The organism is Myxococcus sp. NMCA1 (assembly GCF_026810205.1).
GTDB classification, from domain to species: domain Bacteria; phylum Myxococcota; class Myxococcia; order Myxococcales; family Myxococcaceae; genus Myxococcus; species Myxococcus xanthus_A.
On sequence record NZ_CP113950.1, the window covers coordinates 2129914 to 2143123 of the forward strand.

4 protein-coding genes and 2 pseudogenes are annotated in these 13210 nt (G+C 67.2%); 4 read left to right on the forward strand and 2 right to left on the reverse strand.

Annotated features, from left to right (window positions below):
• Window positions 1-2 precede the first annotated feature (2 nt).
• Window positions 3-815 carry an ExeA family protein gene (locus OZ403_RS09075; protein ID WP_268783939.1) on the forward strand — a complete coding sequence of 271 codons (813 nt, stop codon included), beginning with the start codon at window positions 3-5 and terminating at the stop codon, window positions 813-815.
• A gap of 99 nt (window positions 816-914) precedes the next feature.
• On the opposite strand, the pseudogene OZ403_RS09080 reads toward OZ403_RS09075, so the two are convergent.
• Together OZ403_RS09080 and OZ403_RS09085 are read right to left on the reverse strand one after the other, a co-directional pair.
• Window positions 915-1445, reverse strand: a pseudogene (locus OZ403_RS09080) (ISNCY family transposase); the annotation flags it as partial.
• A 172-nt stretch (window positions 1446-1617) separates the two neighbouring features.
• Window positions 1618-1971, reverse strand: a pseudogene (locus OZ403_RS09085) (transposase); the annotation flags it as partial.
• Between the two features lie 1046 nt (window positions 1972-3017).
• Between OZ403_RS09085 and OZ403_RS39675 the strand changes: the two are divergent.
• The 3 genes from OZ403_RS39675 to OZ403_RS09095 all read left to right on the forward strand — a co-directional run bounded on the left by OZ403_RS39675 (window position 3018) and on the right by OZ403_RS09095 (window position 13188).
• A complete protein-coding gene (locus tag OZ403_RS39675; RefSeq protein ID WP_442929766.1) occupies window positions 3018-4139 on the forward strand; it encodes a cytochrome-c peroxidase in 1122 nt (373 codons plus the stop codon).
• A 329-nt stretch (window positions 4140-4468) separates the two neighbouring features.
• Entirely contained in the window at window positions 4469-7834 is a 3366-nt protein-coding gene (locus tag OZ403_RS09090; protein ID WP_268783940.1) for an IPT/TIG domain-containing protein, read from the forward strand.
• A 38-nt stretch (window positions 7835-7872) separates the two neighbouring features.
• Window positions 7873-13188, forward strand: a complete 5316-nt coding sequence (locus OZ403_RS09095) for an RHS repeat-associated core domain-containing protein (RefSeq protein WP_268783941.1) — start codon at window positions 7873-7875, stop codon at window positions 13186-13188.
• The last annotated feature ends 22 nt before the right edge of the window (window positions 13189-13210 follow it).

Consider the following 13210-nt stretch of genomic DNA (forward strand, 5'->3'; position numbering starts at 1 on the left):
TCATGACGCCCGCCTACGTCACCCACTTCGGCTTCTCCGAGGCGCCCTTCTCCAAGGAGATTGCCGACGCGGACCTCTGGCTGCCGGCCTCCAAGACGGACCTCGTCGAGGAACTCTGCGAAGCCGTGCGCGAGCGGCAGAGCGTCATGCTGGTGGGCGAGCCCGGCGTCGGCAAGACGTGCGTCCTGCGCGCGCTCCGCCACCGGCTACCCCAGGCGGGCTTCCGCCTCACCTACTGTCACAACGCCACGCTGGGCCGCCGCAACTTCTACCGCCAGCTGTGTCTTGCCCTCGGGCTCACGCCGTCCGCCACCGCGGCCTCTGTCTTCTACGCCGTGTCCAGCCACGTGGAGGACCTCGGTCGCGAGCGCGTCCACCCCGTCTTCCTCCTCGACGAGGCGCACCTGCTCCACCAGGACGTGCTCGACCACCTCCACATCCTCCTGAACTACCAGTGGGACTCGAAGGCGCTCCTCTCCCTCATCCTCGTCGGCCTGCCCGAGCTCGACTCGCGGCTCGCGATGCGCCGTAACCGCAGCCTCGCCTCCCGCCTCGCACGCCGGCTCACCATCGACGCGCTTCAGCCCGATGACACCGCGGAGTACCTCCGCCTGCGCCTGAAGAACGCGGGCTGCGAGCGAGAACTCTTCGCCTCCGACGCGATGGCGATGCTCCACGAGGCCGCCTCCGGCGCTCACCGCGACATTGACCGGCTCGCGACCACTGCGCTTCGCGAGGCCGCGCGTCGCAAGAAAAAGCTCGTCGAGCGCGACGTACTCGCACGCGTGCTCGACACCGACGCCGCCGCTCTGTAGGCCGGTCCCATCACCGAGCGCGCTCGCTGACGCTCGCGCTCGGTGATGCCCATCAACCAGGCGGATCGCTCGTCCATCAACCAGCTCGCCTCGCAACAGCTGGCCATCCGAGACGACTCCGGCAATGGGCACCGCCAGCGCCGCTTTCACCTCCAGGAGCAGCGGAGCCAACTCCGCCTCACCACTGCCCAGCAAGCTACGGGCTGCCAACACCTCGCCGGAGAGGCAGTCGCGCACCACCCACAACACCTCATGGCCTACCTCGGGCTGCAATCCGTCCATGGCCAGCACCACCCGGCCCTGTTGACGTGTCACCTGCTGCAGTCGCCGACTGTCTGTCATTCGCAGTGCCAGCAACTCATCGTGCCGGTCGAGTTGGTTGGTGACACTGCGCTCGGAAATGGAGACGCCCCGTGCGCGAAGGACTGCATGGATTTCCGGGACGCTGCGATGCTCGTGGTAGCGCAGTGCCCCAATCAAGGCGATGACGTCCAGGCCAAACTCATGGTCCGGCAGCGCCCACCGGCCCTCTTCTTCGGCACGCACAGGTCGCAAGTACAACGGGCACCCCTTCCGGTGGCACACTCGCACCTGTACCTTGAGGGCGACCACCGCCTCCAGCGTCACCACGTTCCGCCGTGCCCGGTAGTCCGCTGGGGCGGGCCCTCCGCACGCGGAGCACCGCCGTCGATGGTTCTCCAACCCCACCTGCCTGCTCGCAGGTGGGTGGGCAGTCGTGCGTCCCATGGTGCTACCTCCCTATGGAGGCAACACCGCGGAGGGCAGGAGGTATTTGCCGGCGTAGTTTTTTTTCGCGCGCCAGCTCCACCGCGTCCCGGAGGATTTCGGCTTCCTGCGTCTTCTTGCCCAACAACCGCTGCAGCTCGCGCACCTGGGCCTTGAGCGCCTGCACCTCCGACTCGGGCACCACGGCCTCACCGGCCTGCAGCCCCGAGACGCCGCCCGACTCCTTCAACTGCCGCCACCGGAACAGCAGGCTCGCATTGATGCCGTACTTGCGGGCCACCAGGGACACGCTGCTGCCCGGCGCCTCGCACTCGGCCACCAGGCGCAGCTTCTCCTCCGCCGAGTACCGGCGGCGACGCTGGCCTCCCTCGGCCTCTCCCGGGGCTCCTTCTTGGGCCTTCTTCTCCATCATCAGACTCGCTTTCAAGCCGAACGAGCCTGTCCGACTCTTCAGGGGGCTACACCACGGTGCCTCGGTGCTTCCGAACCCACTTCGCCGCTACAAGGGGCGCGCCTGCCCCGCGCGCCTCGCTCACTGGCCTTGACGCACTGCCGAAGATGGCCGTGACGCACCCATGACGCAGCGACCGAATTTGGGGAAGGCACAGGCACGCCATTCAGCGCAGCGGGGCCATCGAAGCCTCGGGCGCTCCACGCGCGTCTAGGAAGTTGGATGGGCGTCCAGTTTCAGGACGGCTTCTGGCGCGCAACCTATTGATAAAATTGGGGTGGGTGATGGCACTCATGCAGCACTCCCGTCAGGAGTTCGGGATGGAGGTGACCATCGACCGCTTTGCGGTTCAGATGGGCTGTATCGGCAAGGGCTGGGCAGGCTCATACTCTGCGAGTCAATGATGACGAGCAGAGTCCTGATGCGGGATTGGGCGCTGGACCTGGCCACGTCGGTGCGCCTGAGTAGCTCCCTCGTGATGAAGGAATGAAGCTGGTGTGACACTCCCCTTTCGGGGGTGAGGGACTTTCATTTGGCTTTAGACAGGATCAACCCCAAGCGGTGCTGGCTTTCACGCATTCTCAGCGGAGCGCGATTGAATCGTACATGGCTACGGTGCGAAGGAGTGCAAGGCGGCGGTGTTGAAAGGCGCATCCACAGGAGCGTCGCCTCAAATGGACCACTAATCGCCGCAGATTTCGTTTGAATGTGGGGGAAGTCTATTGTGCTTCGTACGTCACGTCGCTGCGCTCCATTCTCGCGCCTAGGACAGTTAGCCCGCCACAGTCGAGAGGCGCCGGCTCCCTCTCTTTGGGTTGTCGAGACGCTAGGGTGGGCGCCTTGGCACCTTCTGTCAGGGCCCTAGTGTATGGACGTTTGAGGGCCACTTGGCGATGGTTTGTTGGTGGCGCCCTTCGTAGGCAGGCCCAGCGTGGAGGGAAGGGCGTTTGTTTGGGGGCTCAAAGATGGAGAGATGCGCGCCACTTGCTCGGGGTGTATGAGAAATGGGATTGTTGCGGAGTTTCTGGAGTAGTGCACGTTGCTTTTCTTGTTTGAGGTGGTTGGCATATACGTGTCGGTTGGTGTTTATTTTGTTTGTATTGCCGGCGACGGGTGTAGCTAGGGAGCCAGTTTTAAGTGCCGATGAACGTGCCAGCGTGGAGCTGGGCAGGGCCCTCTTCTTTGACAAGGCTTTGAGTGCTGACGGGAAAGTAGCGTGTGTCACCTGCCATCGACCCGAAGTTGCTTTTTCTAGTGGCGAATCCATCCCGAGAGGGGTGTTTGGGCGGGTGGGTACGCGCAACGTTCCGAGTCTTTTAGGACTGGAGAAGCAGGGGGCACTTTTCTGGGACGGGCGGCGCGCCACCCTTGAGGAACTCGTCCTGGACCCCCTCACCACGCCGGTGGAGCACGGCTTTTCTGACATGGAGCAGGTTCTACCCATCGTGCGCGCACGTCATTCGCCCGGTTTCGCACGCGCATTCCCGGGCGAGGGCATAACGCCAGCGACGGTAGCCCGTGCCCTCGCGGCATATGTGCGCAGCCTCGTCGGAGGCCCTTCTCGATTGGAGCGTCACTTGGCAGGGCAAGCCGACGCCCTCAGTGCTTCCGAGCGGCGCGGCCTTGCCCTTTTCTCTGGCCGTGCGGCATGCAGCCGTTGCCATCCTTTGGTGGAGGAGGCTCATTCGGATGGGGACTTCCATCCCGGTGAAGTGGCTACGCCGGCCTCGCTCTCTCAGCTTGCGGCAATAGCCCGGTCTACAGCCCGCATGTCACCGGAGGCGCGGCGGGCCGCAGTTTCCACACGCAGCGAGGTGGCAGCCCTGGGACGTTTCATCGTGACGCTCCGGCCGGCTGATATCGGCCGTTTTCGTACGCCCTCGCTGCGTAACGTGGCGTTGACTGCACCGTACATGCACGACGGTAGCATTCCCACGCTGGCTGAGGCCGTGGAGAGAGAACTCTACTACCGCACGGAAGGCGGGCCGCGGGTGGGCGACTTGACCCCCTCCGAGAGAGAAGACCTGGTCGCCTTCCTTCATTCAATGACGAGCTCAACGTTTGCCACGGTGCCTGCCGGGGCGGCTTCAGCTCCTTCAACGTTTCTAAATAGGAGTTCCCGGTGAAGATACCTCCTATAGAGCGATGCCTTGGCATGTACGTCTTGGCATGTGTTCTTCTCCTTGTCGCATGTGGCGGTGAGGGCTCTGCTCTGGAGCAAGCGCCGATGGGTACTGTTGCCCGTGCCACTGGAAGCGCTGATGCAGGCCCACCCATTCAATACGCGTATGACGGAGCTCGGCGGTTGGTGGGCGTCTACGACGGGACGGGTGCTAGTGCCCAGTACGTCTATGACGAGGGTGGAAACATTCTCGAAATAAAGCGCTTAACGGCTACGGACATATGCATCTTCGACTTCACGCCCAACTCCGGGCCACCCGGCGCGGAGGTGACCTTGACGGGCTCGGGGTTCAACCCGACGCCTGCGGGCAATACGGTGCGCTTCAACGGCGTGGACGCCGTGGTGACTGCGGCGAGCACGCAGCGGTTGGTGGTCACCACCCCGGCGGGGGCCACCACGGGGCCGGTCAGCGTCACGGTGGGGAGCACGACGGTGGCCAGCGCCGAGGACTACGTCGTCACCGCCGCCGTGCCCGGCCCGGTTCTCACCGGCTTCTCGCCGGTGGGCGGGCCGGTGGGCACGACGGTTACGCTCATGGGGAGCAACTTCCACCCCGACCGTCTCTTGAACCGCGTCTTCTTCGGCGACATCCAGGCCTTCGTGGTCTCCGCCAGCCCCTCGCAGCTGGAGGTGAAGGTCTCGAACCTGGGCGAGACGGGGCGGGTGAAGGTCGCCACTCCCTCCGGACGGGTGACCAGCGGTTCGGACTTCCTGGTGCTCCCCTCGAGCCTCGTGCCTGGCGCCGCGGACACCCTGCTCCAGGCCGAGGTGGGCGGGCCTCCCAGCGCGGTCTCGCTGGCGGATGCCTCGCGCCGGGCGGTGCTGAGCTTCCCGGTGTCGCGAGGCGAGCAGGTGAGCGTCGTATCGTCGTCGGTGGTGCTGGGCGGCGCGAGTTCGGCATCGCTGCTGGTCCATGACCAGATGGGTGCGCAGATTGGCAGCTTCACCCTGTCGGCGGAGGGAGGTGTCCACGACCTCCCCGTCGCGCCTCGGGGCGCCGTCTACACTGCGGTGGTGCGGGCCACCGGCACGACGACCGGGTTCAGCGTGTCCCTGGCTCTGGTGCGTGCCGCGCGGGAGGTGCTGGAGAAGGACGGGGCGGCGACGACCTTCGTCGGCCAGGTGGGACAGAACGGCTTCTATGACTTCGTCGGGACGGCCGGGGAGCGGCTGGGCCTGGGCGTGACGGGCGTCGCCATCGCCCCGTCGGGCAACAACGTCGCCATCTCCATCCTCAAGCCGGACGGCAATTCGCTGGTCGACTGCGGCGGCTTCTCCGCTCCGGGCAACTGCGACGTTCCGGCACTGCCCGTGACGGGCACGTACACCGTGTCCGTCAATCCTCCCAGGACGGCGACGGCGGAGGTAGGCCTGCTGCTGTCCACGTCGCTGGGGGACAGCCTCCTCGTGGATGGTCCTCCGGCCACCTTCAGCACCTCGCGCGTGGGCCAGGATGGCTACTACACCTTCGAGGCGGGCGTCGGCTCCAACCTGACGTTGGTGCTCGCGGGCAACACCTTCGCCACCAACACGCTGGTGCGCGTCCTCAGGCCCGATGGCACCCAGCTCGCCACCCAGAGCATCGGCTCCTCCTCGGGCTACACGCTCGACTTCACCCCGACGACGACGGGCCTCCATGCCATCACGGTGGACCCGAACCTGGCCAGCACCGGACAGCTGACGCTCCAGTTGGTGGAGGAGGTCAACGGCAGCGCGGGCGTCCCGGACAGCGCGGCGACGACGGTGTCGCTGGGGGCGGGACAGAAGGGCCGCTACGCCTTCAACGGCACGGCCGGAGACCGGTTGGGCCTGGGCGTGACGAGCGTCGCCATCTCCCCGTCGAGCAACAACGTCGCCATCTCCATCCTCAAGCCGGACGGCACCTCGCTGGTCAGTTGCGGCAACTTCACGGCGCCGGGCGACTGCGACCTGCCGGCACTGCCCGTGACGGGCACGTACTTCGTGACGGTGAACCCTTCGGGTCTGGCGACGGTGGAGGTAGGCCTGCTGCTGTCCGCGTCGCTGGGGGACAGCCTCCTCGTGGATGGTCCTCCGGCCACCTTCAGCACCTCGCGCGTGGGCCAGGATGGCTACTACACCTTCGAGGCGGGCGTCGGCTCCAACCTGACGTTGGTGCTCGCGGGCAACACCTTCGCCACCAACACGCTGGTGCGCGTCCTCAGGCCCGATGGCACCCAACTCGCCACCCAGAGCATCGGCTCCTCCTCGGGCTACACGCTCGACTTCACCCCGACGACGACGGGCCTCCATGCCATCACGGTGGACCCGTACCTGGCCAGCACCGGGCAGATGACGCTCCAGTTGGTGGAGGAGGTCAACGGCAGCGCGGGCGTCCCGGACGGCGCGGCGACGACGGTGTCGCTGGGGGCGGGACAGAAGGGCCGCTACGCCTTCAACGGCACGGCCGGAGACCGGTTGGGCCTGGGCGTGACGAGCGTCGCCATCTCCCCGTCGAGCAACAACGTCGCCATCTCCATCCTCAAGCCGGACGGCACCTCGCTGGTCAGTTGCGGCAACTTCACGGCGCCGGGCGACTGCGACCTGCCGGCACTGCCCGTGACGGGCACGTACTTCGTGACGGTGAACCCTTCGGGTCTGGCGACGGTGGAGGTAGGCCTGCTGCTGTCCACGTCGCTGGGGGACAGCCTCCTCGTGGATGGTCCTCCGGCCACCTTCAGCACCTCGCGCGTGGGCCAGGATGGCTACTACACCTTCGAGGCGGGCGTCGGCTCCAACCTGACGTTGGTGCTCGCGGGCAACACCTTCGCCACCAACACGCTGGTGCGCGTCCTCAGGCCCGATGGCACCCAGCTCGCCACCCAGAGCATCGGCTCCTCCTCGGGCTACACGCTCGACTTCACCCCGACGACGACGGGCCTCCATGCCATCACGGTGGACCCGTACCTGGCCAGCACCGGGCAGATGACGCTCCAGTTGGTGGAGGAGGTCAACGGCAGCGCGGGCGTCCCGGACAGCGCGGCGACGACGGTGTCGCTGGGGGCGGGACAGAAGGGCCGCTACGCCTTCAACGGCACGGCCGGAGACCGGTTGGGCCTGGGCGTGACGAGCGTCGCCATCTCCCCGTCGAGCAACAACGTCGCCATCTCCATCCTCAAGCCGGACGGCACCTCGCTGGTCAGTTGCGGCAACTTCACGGCGCCGGGCGACTGCGACCTGCCGGCACTGCCCGTGACGGGCACGTACTTCGTGACGGTGAACCCTTCGGGTCTGGCGACGGTGGAGGTAGGCCTGCTGCTGTCCACGTCGCTGGGGGACAGCCTCCTCGTGGATGGTCCTCCGGCCACCTTCAGCACCTCGCGCGTGGGCCAGGATGGCTACTACACCTTCGAGGCGGGCGTCGGCTCCAACCTGACGTTGGTGCTCGCGGGCAACACCTTCGTCACCAACACGCTGGTGCGCGTCCTCAGGCCCGATGGCACCCAGCTCGCCACCCGGACCCTCGGCTCCTCCTCGGGCTACACGCTCGACTTCACCCCGACGACGACGGGCCTCCATGCCATCACGGTGGACCCGTATCTGGCCAGTACTGGGCAGATCTCCCTGCGGGTGCAGACCCAGAGCGCCCCGTTCGCGCCCTCACACGTCGGGGGCCAGTGATGAACCTCCATTCCTCCTTGATTCAACCTGGAAAGACCATGCATCGAGCCAGACGTGTGTTCGCGGCCGCCTGCTTCGCCCTGATGGGCGTGATGGGTGGCTGCGCGGAAGAAGCTCCCTTCGCGGCGGTGCCGGACGCGCTCGTGCGGCCGCTGACCGTGGACTGGTTCCCTCGGCAAGAAGGTCGTGGCGCGGCGCGCCTGTCGGACGGGCGCTGGCTGCTGCTGGGCGGCGAGACCTCCTCGCGCGACGCCGTCATCCAGGGCGTAGATGGGGCCCTGGAGCCGCTGATGCCGGGCCTCCGGCACGCGCGCTCCCACGCGACCGCGACGGTGCTCCCGGATGGCCGGATCCTGGTGACAGGAGGCCGGGACGCCTCTGGGCGCCTGGTCGCGACCTCCGAGTGGTTCTCGCTGGAGCGCCGCGCCTTCGCGGACGAGGAAGCGCTCCGGCTGGAGCCGCGTGCTCGGCACGTGGCCACGGTGCTGACGGATGGGCGGGTGCTCATCACCGGTGGCGAGACGTCCGCCGCGCGTGACAGCGACACCGCCGAACTCATGGACCCGCGCACGCTCCAGGTGACGCGGCTGCCCTCCCGCATGCAGGTGGCCCGCGCTGGCCACGCGGCCGTGCTGCTGCCGGATGGCCGGGTGCTGTTGTGGGGCGGGGATGCGCCGGGCGCGACACCCACCGCGGAGCTCTTCGACCCGGCGCGGGAGATGTTCCTCCGGGTGGACGCCGCCGAACTGGAGCGACTGCCCAAGCCGGACGCCGCGCTCGCGGTGGCGGGCTCGCTGCCCGCGGACCGGGCCATCTCGGTGCCCGTGAATACCCTGCTGGCCGTGCGCCTGAGCCAGCCCGTGTCCGAGGTCAGCGGGAGCACAGTCAGCCTGATGGGACCGGTGGGCGCGGTGGAGGGGCGTCACACGCTCGCGGAGGGCGGACGGCTGCTCTTCTTCCTTCCCACGCAGTCGCTGCTGCCTGCGACGGCGTACACGCTCTACGCGCAGGGGCTGAAGGGCGAGGGCGGCCTGGAGCTGCCGCTCACCACGGTGGGCTTCACCACCGCGAGCCTGGCTCCGGGAGAGGCACGCCCGGACGCGCGCCTCCCCCGGCCGAAGTCGAGCCGCGCGCAGGCGAAGGCCCAGCCCGTGGCCTCCCTGCGGGCCACGGAGCTGCGGCTGCCGGATGGGCGTTATGCGTGGCGCGCGCCCGAGCGTCCCTTCTTCGATGATGGGGAGACCTGGCTGCCGGGGCCGGAGCACCTCACGGGGGACTGGCGTTCGAGCGAGCCCCAGGTGGAGGCCGTGGAGCCGCTTACTGCGGCGCCGGGTATCACCGCCCTCTCCGGGCGCGTGCTGCGCCTCAATGGCCAGCCGCTGGCGGGTGTCCGCATCGTGGTGCGTGGCGTGGCCACGGTGACGGACGTGAAGGGACGCTTCCTCGTGGAGGGACTCAAGCCGGGCAGCCAGACGCTGGAGGTCAATGGCCAGACGGCCAATCACGGCGACGTCCGCTACGGCCTCTTCTTCATGCACGTGGACGTGAAGGACGGCGTCACCAATCCCCTTGGCCACACGGTGTGGATGCCCCGGTTGGACCCGCAGGGTACCGTCTCAATCCCCAGCCCTACGACGGAGGAGGTCGCGGTGACGACGCCCGCCATCCCCGGACTGGAGTTGCGGCTGCCTCCGGGCACGGTGGTGCGCGACCGCGCGGGCAACCTGCTCACCGAAATCAACATCACTCCGCTGCCCATCAACCAGACTCCCTTCCCGCTGCCCAATCTGGACATGCCGCTGTACTTCACGCTCCAGCCGGGGGATGCTCGCTTCGAGGGCCTGACGCCGGGCTTCAGCGGCGCGAAGCTGTACTACGCCAACTACCGGGGCGAGCTGCCCGGGGCGCGCGCCAACTTCTGGAACTACGACGCCAATGGCAGCGGCTGGCATGCCTACGGCCTGGGCAGTGTCAGCGCGGACGGTCGCCAGGTGATTCCCGATGACGGGGTGGCCCTGTATGGCTTCGTCGGCGCGGGCTTCACCAACCCGGACGCGCCGCCGCCTCCCGTGGGCGGTGGCTGCAACACCGAGTGCTGCGGCCTCGGTGGGGGAGGGGAGGGCGGTGGAGGCGACTGCGGTGGTGGCTCCGCCGGCAGCCCCGGCAGCCTGACGGGCGGAGACCCCGTCCAGCTCTCCTCCGGCCAGTTCCTCTTCCGCGAGGTGGACCTCTCCGTCGCGGACCTCATCCCCCTGCGCGTGGAGCGCACCTACCGTTCGCTGGACCTGACGCGCCGGCAGTTCGGCGTCGGCATGACCAGCGACTACGAGAGGTTCCTCTGGCGGTCCTCGAGCGCTTTCACCGAGTACGAGTTGGTCAACCCTGACGGCACGCGCATCCGCTATGAGCGCATCTCGCCTGGGACGGATGCCCCGTCGGCGGTCTTCGCCACGACGTACCCGGGCCCGTGGGCCGGCTCGCGCATCGTCTTCAACACCGAGTTGCAGGGCTGGGACCTGAGCTTCCGTGACGGCCGCCGCTGGACGTTCAACCATGCCCACCGGCTGGAGCGGATGACGGACCGCAACGGCAACGTCGTGACCCTCACGCGCCAGAGTGGAATCTCCGGCCCCATCACCCGCGTCACCGGGCCTTCAGGCCGCTATGTGGAGTTCACCAACGGCATGGGCACTCAGACGGGGTTGGCCCTCCAGGCGAAGGACCACACCGGCAGGACCGTCGCGTATGTCTATGACCCCCAGGGCAGGCTGACCCACGTCACGGATGCGACGGGGGCCGTCCGCAAGTACACATACAACACCAGCAACTACATGGAGACCGTGGTGGACGCGGAGGACCGGCTCGTCGTCCAGAACGAGTACGGGACGAAGGGCCGCATCTCTAAGCAGACGCTGGCGGACGGCAGCACGTACGAGTTCACCTTCGTGATGTCGATGATTGCCCAATGCCTGCCCAACGGCCCCTGCAACGTGCGCGAGGGCGACCAGGTCAACGTTGCGGACATCAAGGATCGCTCCGGGCAGACGCGGCGGGTGACGTTCTATTCGGGCTACGTCATCTATGACGTGTATCCGCTGGGCACGCCCGAGCAGCGCACGACGAGCTTTGAGCTGGATTTGAGCAATGGCCGGCGCAAGGCGGTCATCGACCCGCTGGGGCGGCGCACCGAATACACGCACGACAGTTGGGGCAACGTCACGAAGGTGACCCGTCTCGCGGGCACGCCTCAGGCGGTGTCGACGCAATACACATATACGCCGACCCATCAGCTCAAGACCGTCCAGGACGCGCTCGGCCACATCACCACGTACCAGTACGACGCCCGCAACAACGTGTCCCGCATCGAGGACGCGATGGGACGGACCCTGGCGTACACCCATGACTCGCTGGGCCGCCTGCTCACAGTGAAGGTAGGCATCGACGCGCCCCTCACCTATACGCATGAAGGTCCGGACCTCATCGCGGTGACGAACGGCGCCGGTCAGATGACGGAGTTCTCCCACGATGCCCTGGGCCGTCTCATCGCGCGGCGCAGCCCCGGCGGCTACGTGGACCGGTACGCGTACGACGGCCGGGACCGCCTGCTGCGGTACACCGATGCCCGTGGGCAGTCCGTCGAGTTCGCCTACGACGATTCGGGGCGGATGGTCTCCTCGAAGGATGCTCGTGGACACCTGACCCAGTACGTCTACAACAGCATGGGGTTGCTGGCCGAGCAGATGGACCCGCTCGGGCGCACGGAGGCCTATGGCTACGACTCGGCGGGCCGTCCGAGCACCTACCGCGACCGCAAGGGCCAAGTCCGAGGCTGGGCCTATGACTCTGCCGGCCGACTCGTGTCGCAGGGGTTCGGGGCCACCGCGTCTTCGCCTGGGGCCTACTCCAGCACCATCGGGCTCACCTATGAGAATGGAGGCCTGCGCATCCGCTTGGAGGACAGCCTGGGACCCGTGATGGTTCGGACGTACGACGGCCTGGGGCGGCTCACCCGGGAGGAGTCCGCCAACGGCACGGTGGATTCCACGTACGATGCCGCGGGTCGCAAGACGAGCCTCGCTGCGACCGGGCAGACACTGGTGACGTACGGCTATGACGACGCGGACCGCCTGACGAGCATCACCCAGGGCAGCCGCGTGGTGTCCTTCACCTACGACGCGTCAGGCCGGCGGGCGACGACCACACTTCCGGGAGGCGTCACCCAGGCCTACTCCTATGGCGCGACGGGCCGCCCGTCTCGCATCGAATTCTCGAAGGGCGCCACGGTCCTGGGGGACTTGACCTACGCCTACGACGCGGATGGCAACCCCACCTCCGTGGGCGGGACGTATGCCCGCACCCTCCTGCCCGCGAGCTTCACGGGGGCCGTGTACGACGCCGCGAACCAGCTCGTGAGTTGGCAGGGCGGTACGTTGGCTCACGACGCCAACGGCAACGTCATGTCCGACGGAGCCCGGACGTACACGTGGGACGCGCGCAATCAGTTGTCACAGGTGGGCAGTGCCCTGGGCACGTTGGCGACCTTCGGCTACGAGCCGACGGGAAGGCGGTCGTACAGGACGGTGTCCGGCACTACTCGGGACTATCTCTACAGCGGCCCCAACTTCATCCAGGAGCAGAGTGGTGGCACCACGGCCAGCCTCCTCACCGGCTTCGACATGGATGAGGTGTTCAGCCGCGCCACGTCCTCGGGCTCGCGGGGCTTCCTCACCGATGCGCTGGGCTCGACCGTTGCCCTCTCCGATGAGATGGGAACGGTGGCGGCGGAGTACACCTATGACCCCTTCGGCTTGTCGATGGTCACGGGGGACGCTGCGGGCAATGCCCAGACCTTCACCGGGCGGGAGGCGGACGCGGATGGCCTCTACTACTTCCGCGCGCGCTACTACGCTTCGGGCCTGGGACGGTTCCTCCAGCCGGAACCCCTGGCGCAGTCCCCGGGGTACCTGCTCGCGTCCGCGCTCCAGGGCAATGCCGTCGAAGCCTACGCATACGCCGGCAACAACCCCTTGCGCTACGTGGACCCCGATGGTATGTCGAAGTTCGATAGGCTCTACGGATTGCCCAAGAAGTTCTGGAACTGGGCGCACCGCAACGCCATGGAACTCTCCGACCTGACCAAGGAGGAGGCCATGGAGCTCTTCGGGGAATGGACTCGCATGGAGAGGCCGGGGCCCGACAAGAAGCGCAATCAGCGCAAGTGCGGCCCCGACGATGGGGACTCGTTCGACCCGGGGGACATCCTCGACATCATCATTCCCGCTCCGCCTATTATCAATCCCTGCCTCATCATGCCGTCACTGTGTCAGTCCCCCTATGAGTCGCTGATCGCATAGGTTCGGGTGATGCAATGTCAGG